Source organism: Yersinia sp. 2545 StPb PI, assembly GCF_052217125.1.
GTDB classification, from domain to species: Bacteria; Pseudomonadota; Gammaproteobacteria; order Enterobacterales; family Enterobacteriaceae; genus Yersinia; species Yersinia enterocolitica_E.
In genome coordinates this window covers 4258751-4279626 of the sequence record NZ_JAZGPY010000001.1, presented here as the reverse complement: position 1 = coordinate 4279626, position 20876 = coordinate 4258751, and the positions used below count along the sequence as shown (strand labels likewise).

Below are 20876 nucleotides of genomic sequence, written 5' to 3'. Positions count from 1 at the left end.
AATTTAAAAATACGTAGTAATTGATTCACTTGGTCAAAAAAAATGAATGATATTTTCACTGAGCCAATGATTTTATTGAAAGATTTAATAGACTAATGGATCTACATCCATTGGTTATTTAATGAACAAAAAATGCCTTTTTAGCGAAGTAAGGGCCAGAACAAGAATAAATCCCCGTCAGTCCTTGAGTTTCAAACCGCCCGCAAGTATAGTTACGCGTCATTTTTCAGCCGCACACAAACACGTTCCTTGCCTCCATGGGCCGCGGTTGACCCTATCAGGAGGCTGAATAATCCGTAAGGAGCAATAATCGATGCGTCATTACGAAATCGTTTTTATGGTCCATCCTGACCAAAGCGAACAGGTTCCGGGCATGATCGAGCGCTATAGTGCAACTATCACTAATGCTGCTGGTACCATTCACCGTCTGGAAGACTGGGGCCGCCGTCAACTGGCTTACCCGATCAATAAACTGCATAAAGCTCACTACGTTCTGCTGAACGTTGAAGCCCCGCAGGAAGCGATCGATGAGCTGGAAACAAACTTCCGCTTCAACGACGCCGTTATCCGTAGCATGGTTATGCGCGTTAAACACGCGGTAACTGAAGCATCACCAATGGTTAAAGCGAAAGACGAACGCCGTGAGCGTCACGACTTCGCATCAGAAGCCAATGATGATTCTGAAGCTGGGGATTCTGAAGAGTAATTGCCGTGGTGACCACTAATCGTCTGGTACTTTCTGGCACAGTGTGCAAGACGCCGGTTCGAAAAGTAAGTCCTTCTGGTATTCCGCATTGTCAATTTGTGCTTGAGCACCGATCAACACAGCAGGAAGCCGGATTTAGCCGACAAACATGGTGCAGAATGCCGGTTATTGTCAGCGGACAAAAGTCACAAGCATTAACTCACAGTATAACGGTCGGCAGTCAGTTAACCGTTGAAGGCTTCATTAGCTGCCATCAAGGTCGCAATGGGCTGAACAAATTGGTTCTGCATGCCGAGCAGATTGAATTTATAGATTCTGGAGACTAGCCAAATGGCACGTTATTTCCGTCGTCGCAAGTTCTGCCGTTTTACCGCGGAAGGCGTTGTAGAGATTGATTATAAAGATATCGCTACGCTGAAAAACTATATCACTGAAAGTGGTAAAATTGTCCCGAGCCGTATTACCGGTACTCGCGCAAAATACCAGCGTCAGCTCGCCCGTTGTATCAAGCGCGCACGCTACCTGTCTTTGTTGCCGTACACTGATCGTCATCAGTAATCGGCCACTGTCCATTAACGACTTTGAGAGGATAAGGTAATGCAAGTTATTCTGCTTGATAAAGTAGCAAACCTGGGCAGCCTGGGTGACCAAGTGAACGTTAAAGCGGGCTATGCTCGTAACTTCCTGGTTCCACAAGGTAAAGCTGTTCCGGCAACGAAGAAAAACGTAGAGTTCTTTGAAGCACGCCGTGCAGAATTGGAAGCCAAATTGGCTGGCGTTCTGGCTGCTGCTGAAGCTCGCGCAACCAAAATTAACGAACTGGGCAGTGTCACCATCGCGTCTAAATCTGGCGATGAAGGCAAACTGTTCGGCTCTATCGGTACTCGTGATATCGCTGACGCAGTAACTGCGGCTGGCGTTGAAGTTACCAAGAGCGAAGTTCGTTTGCCGAATGGCGTTCTGCGTACCACAGGTGATCATGAAGTTCACTTCCAGGTACACAGCGACGTGTTCGCTAAACTGAACGTGATCGTGGTTGCAGAAGCGTAAGTTACGCTGCTGTTAACCTGCTAAAACGCCAGCCTCGTGCTGGCGTTTTGCTATCTGGTGGTTGATGAAAATAGCCATCTGCATGTTTGGCTCAACACTAAAAGCTTAACCCGCCGCTAAAATTTCAAACTTGCACTCTTCGGCGGGAACACCTGAACACTGGTAAATTTCTAGAAAAGGATTTTGTTGGTACACCCAGAGTGGTTGCCCATTGACCGATACTGACCAAGTTTTATTACCGTAGAACATATCTATCTGCCTACCTTGCGCCTGCAAGTTATAGGTACACTTTTGAAACTCACCCTGTCCAACGATATTGTTTTTATCACTATCAATGATGATCAGCGCTTCACTAAAATTTTTAACTGAACTGTTTGGTGGAAGGGTACCTTGTAATATGCCAACCCATTCTTCATTACCTGCCGCAGGTGCATTGTAAACTCCACCAATCTGTTTAATTGTATCCACTGGCGGGCAATGCAACTGAGCTAAGGTACCAAACGAGGTGAATAGCATTAAAAAAGGTAATTTGTATTTCATATCATAGTCACTCCCTTTATTTGTCCCCGCTATCTTTCAGGCTGCTGGTGTGTTGGCGATAGTCATGACTCTTGGGGACGCTCATCGGGTTCTATGCGCTTGTCGCCTGGCTGCATCTTGAAATCTATTGGGTATATGAATGTGGTTATCAATGGTGGATGGCGTTAACCATCCAGAAAACAACCTAATTCGGAAGAGACGACGTGACAATATCAAAGAAGGTAACGGGCAGGACAAAAGTGGCTATGGATAACGGCGATTAACGGTCGCGACGATAACTGCCATCGCTCTGCCGGGTAAACAGCACTTCTGTATTATTGGTGGTTTCAATGGCCAGTGCGGCAACTACACCTTGAGCGTCCAACATAATTTTGATTTCTTGCCCAGCTTTCAGATTACTCAATGGCTTATCGCTACCCTCAACCTGTGCCATCGCAAAAACTTCATTGACCGGCAGGTTATTATCACGGAATAACTGTGCCAGTGTTTTCCCTGATTGAATTTGATAACTTTGCCAATTTCCCTGCGTCAAAGTCGGTGGTTCGGGTTCGGGAGACGCCACCGTTGGAGGTGGCGGAGCATCAAGATTGCCCTGTAATTGGGCTTGTAGTGGCGCGCTGCTGGACGGCGCGCTCACTGGGAAGGAAAGGTTGGTGTTATCCCGCGATGCGGGCCACAGCAGTGCCAGCAGCAATACAGCGGTGGCGACAATAACCCAGCGGCGATGGAACAGAGGCAAAGGTTCCATCCATTCGAAACTGTCCGGCAAATGCCAGATTTTCAGCAGCAGACCTTTGATCCCTTTTTCTGCTGTGGCGGTTGCCACGGATTCAGGGGGCACATTAACGTTTGCAGAAACGCTATCTTCGGTAGTAACAACGTTCTCCGCAGAGGCTGTGTGCTCAGGCGCACTGATTTCAGACATCAGGTTTTGCTCATCGGCAGCTTTAGAATCCGGCATGATCTTCTGCCTAATCGTCAGCCAGGTGTGCAGCAGTGGTTGATAAACCCGATTATTCTTCCTTCTCCTGGGCGCGATTCTGCCCATGGTAACCTCTCTTCAACAACGTAAAACAACATAAAATTAAATATGGGCGGTAACCCCATAGGCTTCTAAGTATATACCTTTATCCCCGTTACCTTCCAAACTACGGTTTGTTGGGTGCTTTTAATTACCCGAATCACTGGCTTGAGCCATTCAACGGGGTCCACGCGCGGGGTGTCATTGTTTCTTTTTCTTCGACAAAAGTCATCATTCACGACGCAAGATTTTACCGCGCTCCCCTGCTGCTGTTATGCTGGCAGCTTCAATATGATGAGTGACTAAAGGAAAATCCATGACGACCCCTTCTTTTGATAGCGTTGAAGCGCAAGCGAGCTACGGAATTGGTTTACAAATCGGGCAGCAATTGCAAGAGTCCGGGCTGGAAGGTTTATTGCCAGAAGCACTGTTGGCAGGTTTGCGTGACGCGATGGAAGGGAATGCACCGACCGTCCCGGTTGATGTAATACATCGCGCACTACAAGAAGTGCACGAAAAGGCTGATAAAGTGCGTGTTGATCGCCAGAGTGCGTTGGTAGAAGAAGGCAAAACCTTCTTAGAAGAAAATGCCAAGCGTGATGATGTGACCACCACTGAGTCTGGCTTACAGTTCTCCGTGTTACAGGCTGGCGAAGGCCCGATCCCATCCCGCCAGGACCGTGTTCGTGTGCACTATACGGGCCGTCTGGTTGACGGTACGGTATTTGATAGCTCAGTTGAACGTGGCCAGCCAGCAGAATTCCCGGTCAGTGGTGTTATTCCTGGTTGGATTGAAGCCTTATCCATGATGCCAGTAGGTTCTAAGTGGAAGTTGTACATCCCGCACGGCCTGGCTTATGGCGAGCGTGGCGCGGGTGCGACTATTCCACCTTTCAGCGCATTGATGTTTGAAGTGGAACTGCTGGAAATTCTGTAATTTCTGCATGCGGTGAAACCAGAAAGGGCGGCGTGATGTCGCCCTTTTGCATTTATTGATGCCGGCCATGACCAATAGCGAGATTATTCGCCTTTTAGCGCGCGCGGGAACAGCAAATTGTTTTCCAGATGAATATGTTCCATTAGATCAGTTATGAATTCATTGATACCGGTGTAGAGTGCCCGCCAGGTATTGCAGGCTCCTTCTGGTGGGGTGACATTTTGTGTTAACTGTTTTACCACTTCTAGCTGCTGCCCAACTGCATCGTGTTCCGCTTCCATCACAAATATTGGCCCACCAGCCTGAGACCCCATACCACGGGTTATCATTGGGAACAGAATTTGTTCCTCTTTGTACATATGCCGGGTTAGCTCTTCTAAAATTGCAGTAAGTTCAACCGCCAGTCCACGCGGACAGGCTGGTTTCTCGCCGTGTACCCGTTCAACTTTTTCCGCCATCAGAATTAATTCCGGTAACTGCTCACGATGGCGGTTATGGTAGCGGCTGATAATAAAATCGATGATATTAGCCAGCGACTGCTGTTGCCAATCTTCAGATGACTGAGGCTCGGATTGCAAGGCACTCAGTTGTGCTTCCAGCTCATCGATATCCAGGTTCAGCTTATTGGCTGCGCGTAGCAGTGTCTGTTTACCACCACAGCAGAAATCGAGCTGGTGGTGACGGAATAATTTTGTGGCTCGTGGAATAGCGATAGCCAGGGCACCGAGAGACTGATTGCGGTAATCCATAATGACACCTCATTGAATAGTTAAACGTCTATAACATGCATAATAAATACATGTTATAGATTGCGATATAACCACAAAGAGGTACTTGTGAAAAGTAACAGCGCGTTGAAGCGCTGTTATCCGAGATTAATTGTTCTGTAAGTCGATTTGATAAACGGCAAAGCCAATTTCATCAGTACCTTGTGCTTTCATCGGGTACTGCGCTTTTTGTTTGATAAATTCAGCGGCTTTAGCACTTGGTGACGTTTCAAAGCGGATATCCAGTGGCTGCTTACTGTCGATCGTTGCCAGACGCCAGTTATTATCAGCCTGTGGGGTAACTTGCCCGTGTTTCTTGGTTTCAGCACTGATATAAGCCGACAGTACCGCCCGGTTTTCATCAGGAGAAGCAAATGCAATATGGCTGTCACCCGTACCGGCAAATTTACCGCTATAAGCCCGATAGTTGTTGGTCGCAATCAGGAATGTGGCTTTCGGATCGATAGGTTTGCCATTAAATGTCAGGTTTTTAATCCGTTCGGCTTTATCGTTGATCAGTGCGCATTCACCGTCATAGCGCGCAGGTTGGCTGACATCGATTTCATATTTCACGCCATCGATAACATCAAAATTATAAGTACGGAAACCATCCCAGTTAATCAACGATTGTGGCTTGCTGCTGGTCACATCAATTTGATTGAATTGCGCGGCAGAGCACTCTAACCATTGCTTAACTTCCGCCCCACTGGCTTTCACTACCACCAGAGTGTTCGGATACAGATAGAGATCGGCGGCATTACGGAAGGTCAGTTCACCTTTTTCCACTTCAACAAAACTGGCGGGATCATTTTTACGCCCGCCGGCTTTGAAGGGGGCGGCGGCAGAGAGTACCGGCAGATTGGCTAAATCGGGGTCGCCTTGAATAAAGTGTTCGGTATAGGCGCGTTGAGCATTGTTCACAATCTGCACTGTCGGGTCATCTTGGATGAGTGCCAGATAGCTGTACATATTATCTGATGCTTTGCCGATCGGTTGACTGACGAAGTCACGAGTACCCTGATGGTCTGCTGCGAGCACTTTCACCAGACTGGCATCTTCGATTGCCAGCGATTTTTGTGCTGTTTTATCGTAGATCGGGCGCGCTTCAGCTTTGGCTCCAGTAACTTGCCATGGGCCTTTATCATTATTCAGGACGAAATCAACCACCCCCAGGTGATCACCCCACTGGCCCGGCATCACAGCCGGAATACCATTTAAGGTGCCTTGAGCGATATCAGCACCTTTGATGGCGGCAAAATCTTTACTAGGGAAAACGGCATGGGCGTGGCCGAACATGATGGCATCAATCCCCGGCACCTGGCTGAGGTAGTAAACTGAGTTTTCCGCCATGGTTTTATAAGGGTCACTGGAAAGCCCAGAGTGCGGGATAGCCACCACCAAATCAGCACCTTGCTTGCGCATTTCCGGTACCCATTTTTTGGCTGTTTCGGTGATGTCGTTAACGGTCACTTTTCCGCTCAGATTTGCTTTATCCCATATCATCACTTGTGGCGGGACAAAACCAATATAACCAATGCGCAAGTTATGGGTTTTACCTTCACGATCTTGCACTGGTGTGTCGACAATCAGGTAAGGCTGGAACAGCGGCTTACCGGTTTTCACATCAATCACGTTGGCATTCACATAGGGGAATTTTGCGCCAGCCAGCGATTTTTTCAGATAATCCAGACCGTAGTTAAACTCATGGTTACCGATATTCCCCACCGCATAATCCAGCGTATTCATTGCTTTGTAGACTGGGTGAATTTCTCCGGCTTTCAATCCCTTGGCTGCCATATAGTCACCAAGCGGGCTACCTTGGATCAGGTCACCGTTATCCACCAGTACGCTGTTGGTTGCTTGTTGGCGGGCAGCACTGATCAGGCTTGCAGTGCGCACCAGACCAAACTTTTCGGTAGGTTTATCTTTGTAGTAATCAAAATCCATCATATTGCTGTGCAGGTCGGTGGTTTCCAATACCCGCAAATCAACGGTAGCAGCAGTTGCTACAGACATTGAAGTCGCGACAGCAATCAGGCTGGCAAGAAGAGATAACGTCAGCGGACGCGTGATCATGGCTTTCTCCATTAAAATCTATTCGACATGTATCGCAAAAGAATATGTAACTTTAATTAATTGCTACAACAAAGTGTGAAGTTTGGCAGAAAACGCCCTAGGATAACGCGCAGAAGTTCACAGTTGTGGCAGGTTAATCCCACTGATTTTATTGGAAGTTACCGACATTGATGGCTATTTGGTAGGAATCTTATTAGTCTGCAACTCTGATGATTGAGGGCATATCCCCGTTATCTTGTAACTTGCAGGTCTGCTGGTGGCACTTGTTGCCTTCATCTGGAAATCTATTGGGCTTAGATAATTAATTTTTACGTTTGCGTTCTAAACTGTATATATGGCGAACGAGTAGCGCGAGCCACTATTGGTCTAAACAATCACTATTGGCCTAAACAATCACTATCGATTTAAACAGCCATTATCAGTATCCGGCATGACTCATAATACCAAGGGGTGGATGATGTTAGAGCAAATTTGCCAGTTGGCCCGCGAGGCAGGCGTGGCGATTATGGCGGTCTATCAGGGGGATAAACCCCTTGATGTGGCCCATAAGAAAGATGATTCGCCAGTGACAGCGGCTGATCTTGCCGCTCACCAGATTATCAAAGCCGGATTGGCGGCACTGACTCCCGATATCCCACTGTTATCTGAAGAAGATCCGCCGGTTTGGGCGGTACGTCAACACTGGCAGCGCTACTGGCTGGTTGATCCGCTGGACGGTACTAAAGAGTTTCTACATCGGAATGGCGAGTTTACCGTTAATATCGCGTTGATTGACCAAGGAGTACCGGTGCTTGGCGTGGTATATACCCCAGTGACTGAAGTGATGTACAGCGCTGAAAACGGCCAGGCGTGGAAAGAGGAGTGTGGCAGGCGCATGCAGATTCAGGTGCGTGCTGCACTACCGCCGTTAGTGGTAGTCAGTCGCTCTCACAGTGATGCTGAATTGGAAGATTATTTGTCGCAATTAGGTGAACACCAGACTGTATCAGTCGGTTCGTCACTCAAGTTTTGTCTGGTGGCGGAAGGGAAGGCGCAACTGTACCCGCGCTTTGGGCCTACTAATGTATGGGATACTGCCGCCGGGCATGCAGTAGCCATTGCTGCCGGAGCACTGGTTCACGATTGGCAGGGTAAACCACTCTCTTATACCCCACGTGAATCTTTCCTGAACCCCGGCTTTAGAGTGTCTTTATTCTAACCACATAGCCAAAGAGTGTGGCGTTGCAGGGAGGTGGCACGCAAACGAATCATATGATTCGGGTGAGTGCCCGCAGCGAATTCCCTGCAGCTTCAAACCTTAAGGGGAGATTACTGTTTCACCAGTTGGTGCAATTGATCGATCACCTGCTGTACTTCCTCCGGTGTCAATGTGCCATCTTTGGCAAATCTCACATTCCCTTGTGGGTCCAATACCACAATCGCCGAGCCCTTTTCCGCTAAACCCCAGGCCTTTTTGACATTCCCGTCGCTATCGACCACAAATTGTGACCAGGGAAAGTCGCGTTTATTACTTTCAATGCTGTTACGCACAAACACTGCCGTGCCGATGATGGCGTCATCAGTATTGACGATTGTCGTCGTTTGGTAATGTTCGTGTGGCAGATTAGCGTGCTTAATGGCTTCCACTAACGGGGCATTCAGCTCTTTTGCCGAGGTGCGGCCAGCAATATGTTGGATCACCCGCACTTTGCCGGGCAGTTGCGAGCTATTCCAGTTTTTGTAGCTAAACTGATCAGTAGCTTTATCATAATTTAATTCGCCTTTATCGCTGACACCCACCGGCGGTACCCGCTGGTTGATTTGTAGGGAGTGAGCGCAGGCCATTAGTGGTGTGAGTAGTAGTGACAGTATCAGCAGGCTATTTTTTATCATGGCATGTCCTTGTGGGATCTTATGGGTAATGTCGGGTACTAAGTCCTGCATGCAGGTCTACCCGTAGTCTTTCAAATTGCAGCTGTGTTGGCAGATTGTGTTTGCCGCTTGCCAGCATCTTGAAACCTATTGGGCATCAGTTTTCCAATAATAGGTGCAGATCAGAGGTCTGTCCTGTTTCTCTACAGTATTTATTTCTGACACTGACTAGATGGTTATTCTGTAATTAAGTCTCATTTTATCTATATGACCCTGTAATTTTGTGTAAATCCAGCAGCAATGACTGGTTTTGGCGGAACTAAAGCCCATACTCTAGGTCTATTACTCTGCAATTATATTACGTTACCTGTGATCTTGGTCGCTAAGGCACCAGAGGGAGCGTATTGATGTCATGGGAGGAAAGTAAAAAAATGAGGATCTTCCAACGTTACAATCCGGCTAAAGTGGCGATGTATGTCAAAACGCTTTTCCGAGGGAGGTTATATATCAAAGATATGGGGGCTTTTGAGTTTGACAAAGGTAAGATTTTAATCCCGAAAGTTAGGGATAAACGCCACTTTGAGGTGATGTCAGAGGTTAATCGTCAGGTGATGCGTTTGCAGGCTGATACCCTTCTTACATAATTGCTTTGGGTATGACATTAGTCTGAACAGAATTAATTGCGGCCCCTATTGTGGGGCCGCTAATGTTTTAAATAATGACTGATTTAAACTTTCATTAGGCATCACTGCTTTCGTGTGGGGCTTTTGGCAGTATTGGGGCTGGTAGGTCACTGAGTTTAGTCACCAGTAGCTGATCGATTTTGTAGCTATCGATATCGACTACTTCAAACTTGTAGCCGGCATATTTGACGAAATCCGTGCGTTTGGGAATTTTGCGCAGCATATACATCATAAAGCCGCCGATGGTTTCATAATTGCCAGACTGCGGGAACTCATCGATATGCAGCACTCGCATTACATCTTCAATCGGGGTACCGCCCTCAATCAGCCATGAACTTTCATCACGAGCAACAATTTGCTCTTCCTGCCCCTGACCGACCAAATCCCCCATCAGCGTGGTCATCACGTCATTCAGGGTAATGATACCAACCACCAGGGCGTATTCGTTGAGGATAACGGCAAAGTCTTCACCGGCGGTTTTAAAGCTCTCCAGCGCCTCGGAGAGTGTCAATGTGTCTGGCACAATCAGGGCTGAGCGAATTTGCACGCCACTGCTCAGTACCAGACTCTGGTTACCTAATACCCGGTTCAGCAAGTCTTTAGAGTCGACATAACCCACAACTTGATCGATATGACCATCACATACCAAGAATTTAGAGTGTGGGTGGGTCGAAATCTTCTCTTTTATGCTGTCTTCGCTTTCCCGCAGATCAAAATAAATCACACTTTCACGTGACGTCATCGACGAAGGAACAGTACGTGACTCCAGTTCAAAGACGTTTTCGATCAATTCATGCTCTTGTTTACGTAACACCCCGGCTAATGCACCTGCTTCCACGACGGCATAGATATCATCTGATGTGATGTCATCATTGCGTACCATTGGCAGCTTGAATAGTCGGAAGATTAGATTCGCCATCCCATTGAAGAACCAAACTAGTGGGCGACAAATCATCAGACAGAAGCGCATCGGGTTGACGATCCGAACGGCAACCGCTTCAGGTGAAATCATACCGATGCGTTTCGGGGTTAAGTCGGCAAAAAGAATAAATAAACTGGTGACCAGAACAAACGAGCAAATGAAACTCACCTGGTCGGCAAGCTCTGGTGACATGAAGCGTTCAAACACCAATTTAAAGGAGGGGGAAAACGCAGCATCACCGACGATACCCCCCAGAATGGCGACGGCATTCAAGCCAATCTGGACCACAGTGAAGAAAATCCCCGGAGTCTCTTGTAATTTAAGTACCCGCAAGGCGTTGATATCGCCTTCATCTGCCAGAAGTTTTAGTTTAATTTTGCGCGAAGCTGCCAGTGAAATCTCTGATAATGAGAAGAAGGCACTCACCGCAATTAAAAAAAGAATCAGTAAAATACTGTTTAACATAATCTGTCCGTGTCGTACCGACAATCGCGCCGGCGATCGTAAGGAAGGCCATACATTTGTTTGAATTAAAAAATACTGTTTAAATTTAAGATAACGGCAGAAAGCCGCCATCGGGCCGAGTGAACAGCCCGAATAGTATAACCCGTCTTACTTTAAGTTGCAGCGGAGTTAGCTAGGTTCATTACTCCGGCCATGCTTGAAATCCCCCTGTGGGCTAGCATAAATGCTGTTCAAACCGCATTCCAAGCGATTTGTCATTCCCTTGCTGCCAACCTGCAACTCTACGCAATTTGGGGATAATCGCAGCGATAAGAGCGTGGGCAACCTTACAAATCAGGCGGCATACACACGCCAATACCGCCAAGGTTACAATATCCATGTGGATTTTTGTGCAAATATTGCTGGTGGTCATCCTCGGCATAGTAAAACGGTAGTGCAACCGCCACTTCACTGGTAATCAACCGGCGATCAGCCGCTTGCTCCATGGCTTGCTGGAACAAGGCTTTGCTCTCGTTAGCTTGCACTTGCTGCTCAGGTGTCAAAACGTAAATGGCTGAACGATATTGTGTTCCGACATCTCCGCCTTGACGCATTCCTTGGGCGGGATCGTGATTTTCCCAGAAAATCTGCAATAGTTGCTTATAGCTGATGATGGCCGGATCAAAGACAACACGAACCACTTCTGCATGGGCTGTGCGGCCACTACAAACTTCATGATAGGTTGGGTTTGGTGTGTAGCCACCGCAATAACCTGCGGCAGTACTGTAGACGCCAGGCAGTTGCCAGAACAGGCGCTCAACCCCCCAGAAGCAACCCATGGCGAAGATAGCGATCTCCATTCCGTCAGGGATATGTGTCATGGAATGCCCATTCACCACATGGAGAGTTGCGACTGGCATTGGTGTGATTCGCCCGGGTAAGGCATTCGCCGCATCAATGACGGCAGTTTTGTCAAAATTTTGCACCAAAATAGGCTCCAATGTTTACAGTGAATTTGAAGTTTACAGTAAATTAATAACAAGATGTTTACAGTGAATAGGTATAGACAGTTGTATCTGATTGCGAGTTTGCACACAATAAGAGCCATTCTGCGTTAATGTATCGGCTTAAGGTGGAGTTTTAGGGATAACAGGTTTAAATCGGTCTTTAAGTGCGGAATGATTGCGTAAGTGATAAAAAGTCCGTCAGATCGTTTTTACAGGAAAATATACCCAATAGGTTTCAAGATGCGGTAAAGCGGCAAGGGAGAGAACCCTGATGAGCTTATAGGGTAAGTGATTCGGATGACAAATCTGCTGGGAGCAGATTTAAATGCTGCTTGCAGAGGTCAGGTCGAGTAATGAGAGTTGCCAATACACCTGCAATTTGGAAGATGGCAGGTATAAAATTAATTAGGAGTACGCGTGCCACGATACCCTATTTTGTGTTTTTTGTGCGTATTGCTCGCCACACCTCTTGCCTACGCTGCCAATGTGCGGTTGCAGGTCGAAGGTCTTAGCGGGGATTTAGAGAGAAACGTCAGGGCGCGTTTATCAACAATTGGTACGGATGAAGTGACGTCCGATGGCCGTTTCCGCTCAAGGGTGGATGACGCCATTCGTCAGGGGCTACGCGCGTTAGGTTATTACGACCCCACCATCACCTTTGATTTGCAGCCGCGCCCGGCACCTGCACGTTCCGTTTTAATTGCCAAAGTGATTCCTGGTGAACCGGTTTTGATTGCTGGTGTTGATATTGTGCTGCAAGGTGGGGCGAAAACTGATCCTGATTATCTATCATTGGTACGCCGCGATACCCCTAAAATTGGCTCAGTCCTCAATCATGGTGATTTTGATAATTTCAAAAGTTCACTGACGGGCTTAGCGTTACGCCGTGGTTATTTTGACGCCAATATGATCAAAAGCCAGTTGGGTGTTGCCGCTGAGTTGCGCAAAGCTTTTTGGGATATTGATTTTGACAGTGGCGAGCGCTACCGGTTTGGTAAAGTAGCCTTCCAAGGCTCGCAAATCCGTGAGGATTTTCTGCAAAATTTGGTGCCCTTTCATGAAGGTGAGTTTTATACTTCTGATGAACTGGCCGAATTGAACCGCCGTCTGGCTGCGACTAACTGGTTTAACTCGGTGGTGGTTTCACCGGATTTTCGCGACGCGAGAAAAACCAAAGTCCTGCCACTGGATGCGGTCGTCACTCCACGTACCGAAAATACGGTTGAATTGGGGGGCGGTTATGCGACCGATGTCGGTCCACGTCTGACGGCCAGTTGGCGTAAGCCGTGGATGAACTCCTACGGGCATAGTCTAACCACCAGTACTACACTTTCCGCGCCCGAACAGACGCTGGATTTCAGCTATCGAATCCCACTGTTAAAAAACCCGCTGGAACAGTATTACCTGTTACAGGGTGGGTTCAAACGCACCGATCTGAATGATACAAAATCTGACACCACCACCCTGAACGTTGCCCGTTTCTGGGATTTGTCCAGTGGTTGGAAGCGCTCAGTTAACCTGCGTTGGAGTTTGGATCACTTTACTCAAGGTAGTGTCACTGATACCACCATGTTGCTGTATCCGGGGGTGAACATCAGCCGTACCCGTCAGCGCGGCGGTGCTATGCCGGTGTGGGGGGATAGTCAGAATTATTCTATTGATGTGTCTGATACCACATGGGGGTCAGATGTCGATTTCGCCATATTCCAAGCGCAAAACGTGTGGATTCGTACTTTGGGTGAGAAGAACCGTTTTGTCGTTCGGGGTAACTTAGGCTGGATTGAAACCAATGATTTCGACCGGGTACCGCCGTCACTGCGTTTCTTCGCCGGTGGGGATCGCAGTATTCGTGGCTATAAATTCCGTGATATTTCCCCACGCGATAGCGAAGGTAAATTAACCGGTGCCTCTAAACTGGCAACCGGTACGCTTGAGTATCAATATAACGTTACCGGAAGATGGTGGGGGGCTGTATTTGTCGATTCGGGTGAAGCGGTTAACGATATTCGCAAGAGCGATTTCAAAACTGGCGCCGGGGTTGGGGTCCGTTGGGCTTCTCCGGTCGGTCCGATCAAGCTAGACATCGCCAAACCTATTGGTGACAACGAAGCACGTGGCGTGCAATTTTATATCGGTTTGGGGCCTGAACTATGATGTTGGTAAAGGGAGGGAGGTGGATAAAGAGACTCAGTATCGCATTTCTGCTCATTATCCTGCTGCTGGTCGGGGCTTTGGCGGGTTTGTTGGGCACCACCAGTGGTCTACATTTTGTGATAAACAGTGCCGCACGTTGGGTTCCCGGGCTGGATATCGCCAGTGTCAGTGGGGGGTGGCGTGACCTCACCTTAAAAGGCATTCAATATCAAATGCCGGGTGTCACTGTTAAAGCAGGGCAGTTCCATCTTTCATTACAGCTCTCTTGTCTAAAACGCAGTGAGTTGTGCATTAATGCCCTGACGGCACAAGATATTGATGTGGTGGTGGATACCAACGCCATGCCGCCTGCGGCCCCTGCTCCTGCCAGTAGTGAACCGATGGGGGAACTTAGTACTCCGTACCCCATTACATTGCGTATGCTGTCGCTGAATAATGTCAAAGTAACTATTGATGACACCGCGATTTCACTGGATGAATTCCGCACTGGAGCACATTGGCAACAGCGCGCACTGGCACTAATGCCGACCAAAATCAGTGGGTTATTGATAGCTTTACCAAAAACGGTGCCAGCGATGGTGCCGGATGCGGCTAAACCTGCGGTTGAAACGGCTATCGCGGTAAAAGAAGCGGTTGAGCAACAGGCAGCCGCGCCATCAGAGCAGGAAGCTCCGCTAGGTGAAACGTTAAAAGCGCTGTTTGCTAAACCGTTACTGCCAGAATTGCCGGACTTCCGTTTGCCGCTGGATTTACAGATTAAAGAGATCTCAGGGCAACAACTCCGGCTTACAGGTGATACCGACGTACTTATCAGTAGTCTTTTGCTGCAAGCCAGCACGCAACAAAACCAAATAACACTGGATAAGCTGGAGATTAAATCGCCACAGGGTGGGCTGTCAGCACAGGGTGACGCCACGCTGGCCGATAAGTGGCCAGTGAGTATGGTCATCAATAGTGCGCTGAACATTGAGCCGTTGAAAGGCGAAAAAGTAAAATTAACTGTCGGTGGTGCGCTGCGTGAAAAACTCAACGTGGCACTCAATCTGTCAGGCCCGGTGAGCGCGCAACTGGATGCAGAAACTGCGCTGGCACAGGCTGGTTTGCCACTGGCGTTAACTCTACAAAGCAAGCAACTGCGTTGGCCATTGAGTGGCGAACCTCAATATCAAATTGATAATCTTCGAATGCGCCTCAATGGGCAGGCGACAGATTACGCACTCTCGATCCGTTCTGATTTTAAAGGCACTGACCTGCCACCGGCAGTGTTCACTCTTGACGGTAAAGGGAGTGTTGAGCAATTCAATCTGACCCGTTTACGTCTGGCGGCATTGCAAGGTAACACTGACCTGACTGGCGTAGTGGATTGGAGTAAAGCAATCAGTTGGAACTCGGTATTAACCTTATCGGGTATTAACACCGCGAAGCAGTGGCCGGAGTGGCCAGCAAAACTGGATGGTAGAATTGTCACCCGTGGCAGTATCCACGGTGGTAGTTGGCAATTACAAGTACCGGAGCTGGCACTGGACGGGAATGTGAAACAAAACCGTGTGACGGCCCGTGGCTCCCTGACAGGGAATGCGGCAGGCCAGTGGCATATTCCGGGCATTAATCTGGCATTGGGCCGTAATAGGTTAGATGTGAGAGGCAACCTTAGTGACACCTGGCAGCTCGATGCCACTGTGGATGCGCCACAACTTGATGGTGCGTTACCGGGATTGGGAGGCGTGATGAAAGGGGCGCTGAAATTGCGCGGCAACCTTACAGCACCACAACTGCTAGTGGACCTCACCGCCAGCCGCCTGCAATGGCAGGAACTGACCATTAACCGGATTAAGATTGATGGCGACGTTCGCTCCACGGATCAGATTCAGGGTCAGTTGGCCGTTAGGGTTGAGCAACTCAAGCAAGCGGAGTTGGTTGTAAGTTTATTGACGCTAGATGCCCGAGGTAGCGAAAAACAGCATCAGGTGCGCCTGAATATACAAGGGGAACCAGTTTCCGGTCAGTTGGCGCTGGATGGGAGCTTCGATCGCCAACAAGAACGTTGGCGCGGTTCGCTTAATAACACGCGTTTCGATACACCGGTAGGTGAATGGCGTTTAAGCCGTGCGATGGCATTGGATTACCAAAATAGCTTACAGCGGGTCACCATCGGACCCCACTGTTGGCTTAACCCAAATGCAGAACTTTGTGTTCCTCGGGCCATTGAAGCTGGCCCGAGTGGGCAGGCGAGTGTGGTTATCAATCGCTTTGATTTAGCGATGATAAAACCATTCCTTGGGCCGGATACCACCATGAGTGGCGTGTTCACTGGCCGGGCCGATGTCAGTTGGACGGCCGGTGGTAACCTGCCAGATGTACGGGTATCGCTCAGTGGCAATGGGGTTAAAGTGCAGCAAGTGGTGCAAGGTAACCCGTTACCGATTGCTTTTGAAACGCTGAATCTCAATGGTGGCCTAACCAATGGGCAAGTGCGGGCTGATTGGTTGATTAAACTGGTGAATAACGGCCAGTTCTCCGGGCAGGTTCAGGTTGCTGATCCACAAGGGCGGCGCAATTTGTCCGGTAACATTGCTATCAGTAATATTTCTTTGGCAATGATTAACCCGATACTGAGTGATGGTGAAAAAGCCGCTGGCACATTAAACGCCAATCTGCGTTTAGGGGGGAATGCGAAGAGCCCGCTAGTCTTTGGTCGTTTGGCGCTGGATAATGTCGATGTTGATGGTAGCTGGATGCCATTTGATATTACCGAAGGGCGTCTGGTGATGAACTTCGACGGTATGACCTCAACATTGGAGGGGTTAATTCGGACTTCTCAAGGGCAGCTCAATCTCTCCGGTGATGCCGATTGGCGTGATATCAATGCCTGGCGTGCCCGAATCGCCGCAAAAGGCAATAAGTTGCGGGTTACGATCCCACCAATGGTACGGATTGATGTTTCACCGGACATTGTTTTTGAAGCGACACCGCAGTTGTTCACCCTCAATGGTTCGGTTGATATTCCATGGGCGCGGATAACGGTGCAGGAAGTGCCGGAAAATGCGGTGGGTGTCTCATCAGATGAGGTGATGCTCAATAACGATCTGAAACCTATCTCCCCACGGACGGCCAGTATTCCAATCAACAGTAATCTGGTGATTCGGGTAGGTAATGATGTACGTCTGAATGCATTTGGTTTGAAAGCCCGTTTGCAAGGTAATTTGAAAATGATCCAGGATCAGCGCGGGTTGGGCTTGAACGGGCAAATTAATATTCCGTCGGGTAGCTTCCGTGCTTATGGTCAGGATTTAATTGTCAATAAAGGGATATTGCTGTTCTCCGGCCCGCCGGATCAACCACTACTCAATATTGAAGCGATACGAAATCCAGATGCTACGGCAGACGGTGTTACTGCTGGTGTGCGGGTTACCGGGATGGCTGATGCTCCACGGCTAGAAGTGTTCTCGGATCCGGCTATGTCACAGCAGGAGGCGTTATCATACCTGTTGCGTGGTCAGGGGTTGAGTAATTCGGGGGCTGACAGTGGCATGATGACCTCAATGCTTATTGGCATGGGGGTTGCGCAGAGCGGTAAACTTGTGGGTAAAATCGGCGAGGCATTTGGTGTCAGTAACCTGGCACTAGATACGCAGGGAGTCGGTGATAGCTCACAAGTCGTGGTAAGTGGTTATGTCACTAAAGACCTGCAAGTAAAATACGGTGTGGGTATATTTGACTCGCTGGCGACGTTAACATTACGTTATCGATTGATGCCAAGGTTGTATCTGGAAGCGGTGTCTGGTATTGATCAGGCATTAGATGTGCTTTATCAGTTTGAGTTCTAACCATGCGAATTATTGTCTACGGTAGTTTACGGCGCAAGCAAGGTAATAGTCATTGGATGACGGACGCCCAGTGGTTGGGTGAACATGACCTTGAAGGCTTTGATATGTACAACTTAGGTCATTATCCGGCGGTTATCCCCGGAGACGGCACTGTGCATTGTGAGGTTTATCGGATTAACTCATCTATTATGAATGAGTTAGATGAACTTAAAAGTAATACTAAGGATTACCGGCGCGAGCTGATTCAGACGCCTTATGGTAGCGCGTGGATATACCTTTATCGCTTACCGCTCGAAGGTGTGCCACGTATCTACAGTGGCGACTGGCTAAAACGCCATGAAGAGAGCGACAAGCCATAAAATTAAGCTGTTATTAGCAAAAAAAACACCGCTCACAGGGCGGTGTTTTTACTTTTCGCGCTTAAAGCATCCTCAAGAGGCGCTTTTTGGCATGCGAAACGGGAAATTACTTCTTCGCACGTTCGAAAGAGGCCAGGATCTCGGCTTTAGCTGCGGCGGCATCTTCCCAACCATCCACTTTCACCCACTTGCCTGTTTCCAAGTCTTTGTAATGTTCAAAGAAATGTTTGATCTGCGCTTTCAGCAGTTCTGGCAGATCATTTACATCTTTAACGTGGTCGTATTCTTTGGTCAGTTTGCTGTGTGGAACCGCAACCAGCTTGGCATCTTCGCCCGCTTCGTCAGTCATTTTTAACACGCCAACCGGACGGCAACGAATCACGGAACCTGGTTGCAACGGATACGGTGTTGGCACTAGTACATCAACCGGGTCGCCATCTAATGACAGGGTGTTGTTGATATAACCGTAGTTACATGGATAGAACATGGCAGTAGACATGAAGCGGTCTACAAACAGCGAGCCAGTCTCTTTATCGATTTCATATTTGATCGGATCCGCATTCGCAGGGATTTCGATCACTACATAGATATCTTCTGGCAGGTCTTTACCTGCGGGTACTTGGTTCAAGCTCATGTCGGTTTCCTTTTATCAAACCAGAAATGGAGTGCTGGCTATTATAGCCAACTCTTTTGTGAATTCCCGCCCTTTTCACTGTCAGATAGCGGTGAGATTGCCTGAGTGAGGGCCATTTCAGTGAGATAAAATCCCGTCATTCGCTAAATGTATCTATTTTGAGCTGTTTTTCCGGTGAGAGTTCAAGCTGACATCTGTATAGCCGATAACTTAATCAAACAATAAGACCGTCCGCTGTAATGCTAACGCTTTGTAATCTTAACCATTTGCACATAACCGGAAAAAAACCGATGTTAAAAAAGATTACCATTAAGAATGGGCTTATTGCCCAGCTAAGCTTTATGTCGTTGATTTTATTAGTTGTCAGTGTTATCGGGATTAATTCAATTCAGGAAAGTTCGCGCTCGTTGCAAATAATAAATCAAATCCAGGGGGAGGAGCTGGGGTCTCTATCTAATAGCTTTAATGCCACGTTAAGCGCCAGAACTGAAGCAGCTCTGGCGATCCATCAGTTAGAAATTGGTCTGATTGAGGAATCATTACAAACGGCAAAACAGGCTGAAGGTTCACTAGCATTATCGCAAAAAGAGATGGCACGTTTTGTCAGTGCGGTATCTGACCGGGGAGACGGGCAGGGATTGGCGATAAATATCCAGAAAAGTTATAAAAATTATATTGATAAGGGCGTAATACCCATGCTGACCGCGATCAAGGCGGGGTATGCTGACGAGTATTACGCTGTATTGGAAAAGGGTATTACCGACATTAGTAAAGCCTTTAACAATGATGTCACTGCCTTTCGCAGCTATGCACTGGATGCTGGTCAATTGCAAATCGCCAACGCAAACAATGCCGCCAAAATTAAACTGACGATCATTATAGCTGCAGGGGTGATCACGTTGATCTCTGCGGTACTGGCATGGTTTGCGCTCAAATACATTATTTTGCAGCCGTTGGTGCAATCAATTCATCAGTTGGAATATATAGCTGCTGGTGATTTAACTCACAGTATCAATAGTGAGGGCAACACTGAATTGGCCCGATTGGCAAAGGCGTTACAGACGATGCAGCAATCGCTGGTGGCGTCAGTGAGTAATGTACGGGATGTGGGTGGGCAGATTGGTATTGGCTCGCGGGAATTAGCTGTCGGTAACAGTCATTTGGCTGAACGTACAGAGGAGTCGGCGTCTTCTTTGGAACAGACTGCGGCCAGTATGGAGCAGTTGACCTCAACCGTAAAAATGAATGCTGAAAACTCGGATCAGGCTAATCGCTTGGCGATGAGTGTATCGGATATTGCCAATAAGGGCAGTGAGGCCGTGAGTCATGTGGTTGATAAGATGCAGGCAATTACCACAAGTTCGCGCCGTATCTCCGATATTATTGCCGTAATTGATGGCATTGCGTTTCAGACTAATATTCTGGCACTTAACGCTGCGGTTGAGGCCGCCAGAGCCGGTGAACAGGGGCGTGGTTTTGCTGTGGTTGCGGGTGAGGTACGTAATCTGGCACAACGCAGTGCGCAGTCGGCGAAAGAGATCAAAGATCTGATTGTTGAGTCGCAAAGTCGGGTGAAGGAGGGCGCAGACATGGCCGAATCGGCAGGGAAAACCATGCATGAGATCGCTGATGAAGTTAGCCGAGTAACGGCATTGATGCGTGAGATCTCAGCCGCAAGTTATGAACAAAGTAGCGGTATTGAGCAAGTGAATGTAGCTATTGCGCAAATGGATCAGGTTGCCCAGCAGAACGCCGCATTGGTTGAACAGGCCGCCGCAGCGACGCGATCATTAGAAGAGCAAGCCAATGCATTGTCAGCCAGCATGGCAGTGTTTAAATTGCACAATCATGAGTTGGCGGTTGGAGCATAAAAAAGCAGCGGCTTAGGGGCCGCTGCT

General features: G+C 48.3%; 19 protein-coding genes. 11 read left to right on the top strand and 8 right to left on the bottom strand.

Going from position 1 to position 20876, the window contains the following annotated elements:
- The first annotated feature begins 313 nt into the window (after nt 1–313).
- The 4 genes from rpsF to rplI are packed head-to-tail and all read left to right on the top strand — an operon-like array spanning nt 314 to nt 1756.
- Entirely contained in the window at nt 314–706 is a 393-nt protein-coding gene (gene rpsF / locus V1955_RS19880; RefSeq protein WP_002210153.1) for a 30S ribosomal protein S6, read from the top strand.
- Between the two features lie 5 nt (nt 707–711).
- A complete protein-coding gene (gene priB / locus V1955_RS19875; protein WP_049613473.1) occupies nt 712–1032 on the top strand; it encodes a primosomal replication protein N in 321 nt (106 codons plus the stop codon).
- A 4-nt stretch (nt 1033–1036) separates the two neighbouring features.
- Nucleotides 1037–1264 carry a 30S ribosomal protein S18 gene (gene rpsR, locus V1955_RS19870; RefSeq protein ID WP_002210155.1) on the top strand — a complete coding sequence of 76 codons (228 nt, stop codon included), beginning with the start codon at nt 1037–1039 and terminating at the stop codon, nt 1262–1264.
- Nucleotides 1265–1303: 39 nt separating this feature from the next.
- The gene (rplI, locus tag V1955_RS19865; protein WP_005186343.1) at nt 1304–1756 is read left to right on the top strand and encodes a 50S ribosomal protein L9; all 453 of its coding nucleotides are present in this window, start codon (nt 1304–1306) and stop codon (nt 1754–1756) included.
- A gap of 105 nt (nt 1757–1861) precedes the next feature.
- On the opposite strand, the gene V1955_RS19860 is transcribed toward rplI, so the two are convergent.
- Together V1955_RS19860 and V1955_RS19855 are read right to left on the bottom strand one after the other, a co-directional pair.
- Complete coding sequence (locus tag V1955_RS19860) at nt 1862–2296, bottom strand: DUF3757 domain-containing protein (protein ID WP_442821317.1); 435 nt, start codon at nt 2294–2296, stop codon at nt 1862–1864.
- A gap of 259 nt (nt 2297–2555) precedes the next feature.
- The gene (locus tag V1955_RS19855) at nt 2556–3344 is read right to left on the bottom strand and encodes a LysM-like peptidoglycan-binding domain-containing protein (RefSeq protein WP_372568578.1); all 789 of its coding nucleotides are present in this window, start codon (nt 3342–3344) and stop codon (nt 2556–2558) included.
- Nucleotides 3345–3633: 289 nt separating this feature from the next.
- Between V1955_RS19855 and V1955_RS19850 the strand changes: the two genes are divergently transcribed.
- A complete protein-coding gene (locus tag V1955_RS19850; RefSeq protein WP_083160951.1) occupies nt 3634–4254 on the top strand; it encodes a peptidylprolyl isomerase in 621 nt (206 codons plus the stop codon).
- Nucleotides 4255–4337: 83 nt separating this feature from the next.
- Here the strand turns inward: V1955_RS19850 and ytfE are convergent, their stop codons facing one another.
- Nucleotides 4338–5003 (bottom strand): iron-sulfur cluster repair protein YtfE, encoded by a 666-nt coding sequence (ytfE, locus tag V1955_RS19845; protein ID WP_442821316.1) that lies wholly within the window; start codon nt 5001–5003, stop codon nt 4338–4340.
- A gap of 126 nt (nt 5004–5129) precedes the next feature.
- Entirely contained in the window at nt 5130–7109 is a 1980-nt protein-coding gene (locus V1955_RS19840) for a bifunctional 2',3'-cyclic-nucleotide 2'-phosphodiesterase/3'-nucleotidase (RefSeq protein ID WP_442821315.1), read from the bottom strand.
- Between the two features lie 445 nt (nt 7110–7554).
- Between V1955_RS19840 and cysQ the strand changes: the two genes are divergently transcribed.
- Entirely contained in the window at nt 7555–8295 is a 741-nt protein-coding gene (gene cysQ / locus V1955_RS19835) for a 3'(2'),5'-bisphosphate nucleotidase CysQ (RefSeq protein ID WP_193784743.1), read from the top strand.
- A 110-nt stretch (nt 8296–8405) separates the two neighbouring features.
- On the opposite strand, the gene V1955_RS19830 is transcribed toward cysQ, so the two are convergent.
- A complete protein-coding gene (locus tag V1955_RS19830) occupies nt 8406–8969 on the bottom strand; it encodes a YtfJ family protein (RefSeq protein ID WP_442821464.1) in 564 nt (187 codons plus the stop codon).
- Nucleotides 8970–9379: 410 nt separating this feature from the next.
- On the opposite strand from V1955_RS19830, the gene V1955_RS19825 reads away from it, so the two are divergent.
- Entirely contained in the window at nt 9380–9592 is a 213-nt protein-coding gene (locus V1955_RS19825) for a DUF1107 domain-containing protein (protein WP_032906682.1), read from the top strand.
- A gap of 94 nt (nt 9593–9686) precedes the next feature.
- On the opposite strand, the gene V1955_RS19820 is transcribed toward V1955_RS19825, so the two are convergent.
- Together V1955_RS19820 and msrA are read right to left on the bottom strand one after the other, a co-directional pair.
- The gene (locus V1955_RS19820; RefSeq protein ID WP_083160941.1) at nt 9687–11018 is read right to left on the bottom strand and encodes a hemolysin family protein; all 1332 of its coding nucleotides are present in this window, start codon (nt 11016–11018) and stop codon (nt 9687–9689) included.
- Between the two features lie 326 nt (nt 11019–11344).
- Entirely contained in the window at nt 11345–11983 is a 639-nt protein-coding gene (gene msrA / locus V1955_RS19815; RefSeq protein WP_102970485.1) for a peptide-methionine (S)-S-oxide reductase MsrA, read from the bottom strand.
- A 438-nt stretch (nt 11984–12421) separates the two neighbouring features.
- Here msrA and tamA point away from each other — a divergent pair, with 438 nt between their 5' ends.
- The 3 genes from tamA to V1955_RS19800 are packed head-to-tail and all read left to right on the top strand — an operon-like array spanning nt 12422 to nt 18344.
- Nucleotides 12422–14158 (top strand): autotransporter assembly complex protein TamA, encoded by a 1737-nt coding sequence (tamA, locus tag V1955_RS19810; protein WP_102970484.1) that lies wholly within the window; start codon nt 12422–12424, stop codon nt 14156–14158.
- The gene (gene tamB, locus V1955_RS19805; protein ID WP_442821463.1) at nt 14158–17985 is read left to right on the top strand and encodes an autotransporter assembly complex protein TamB; all 3828 of its coding nucleotides are present in this window, start codon (nt 14158–14160) and stop codon (nt 17983–17985) included. Before tamA ends, tamB begins: the two co-directional genes overlap by 1 nt.
- A gap of 2 nt (nt 17986–17987) precedes the next feature.
- Nucleotides 17988–18344, top strand: coding sequence for a gamma-glutamylcyclotransferase family protein (locus tag V1955_RS19800; RefSeq protein ID WP_083160939.1), 357 nt, complete (start codon nt 17988–17990; stop codon nt 18342–18344).
- Between the two features lie 106 nt (nt 18345–18450).
- On the opposite strand, the gene ppa is transcribed toward V1955_RS19800, so the two are convergent.
- Nucleotides 18451–18978, bottom strand: a complete 528-nt coding sequence (ppa, locus tag V1955_RS19795; RefSeq protein ID WP_083160937.1) for an inorganic diphosphatase — start codon at nt 18976–18978, stop codon at nt 18451–18453.
- Between the two features lie 290 nt (nt 18979–19268).
- Between ppa and V1955_RS19790 the strand changes: the two genes are divergently transcribed.
- Nucleotides 19269–20849, top strand: coding sequence for a methyl-accepting chemotaxis protein (locus V1955_RS19790; RefSeq protein ID WP_442821314.1), 1581 nt, complete (start codon nt 19269–19271; stop codon nt 20847–20849).
- Nucleotides 20850–20876 lie beyond the last annotated feature (27 nt).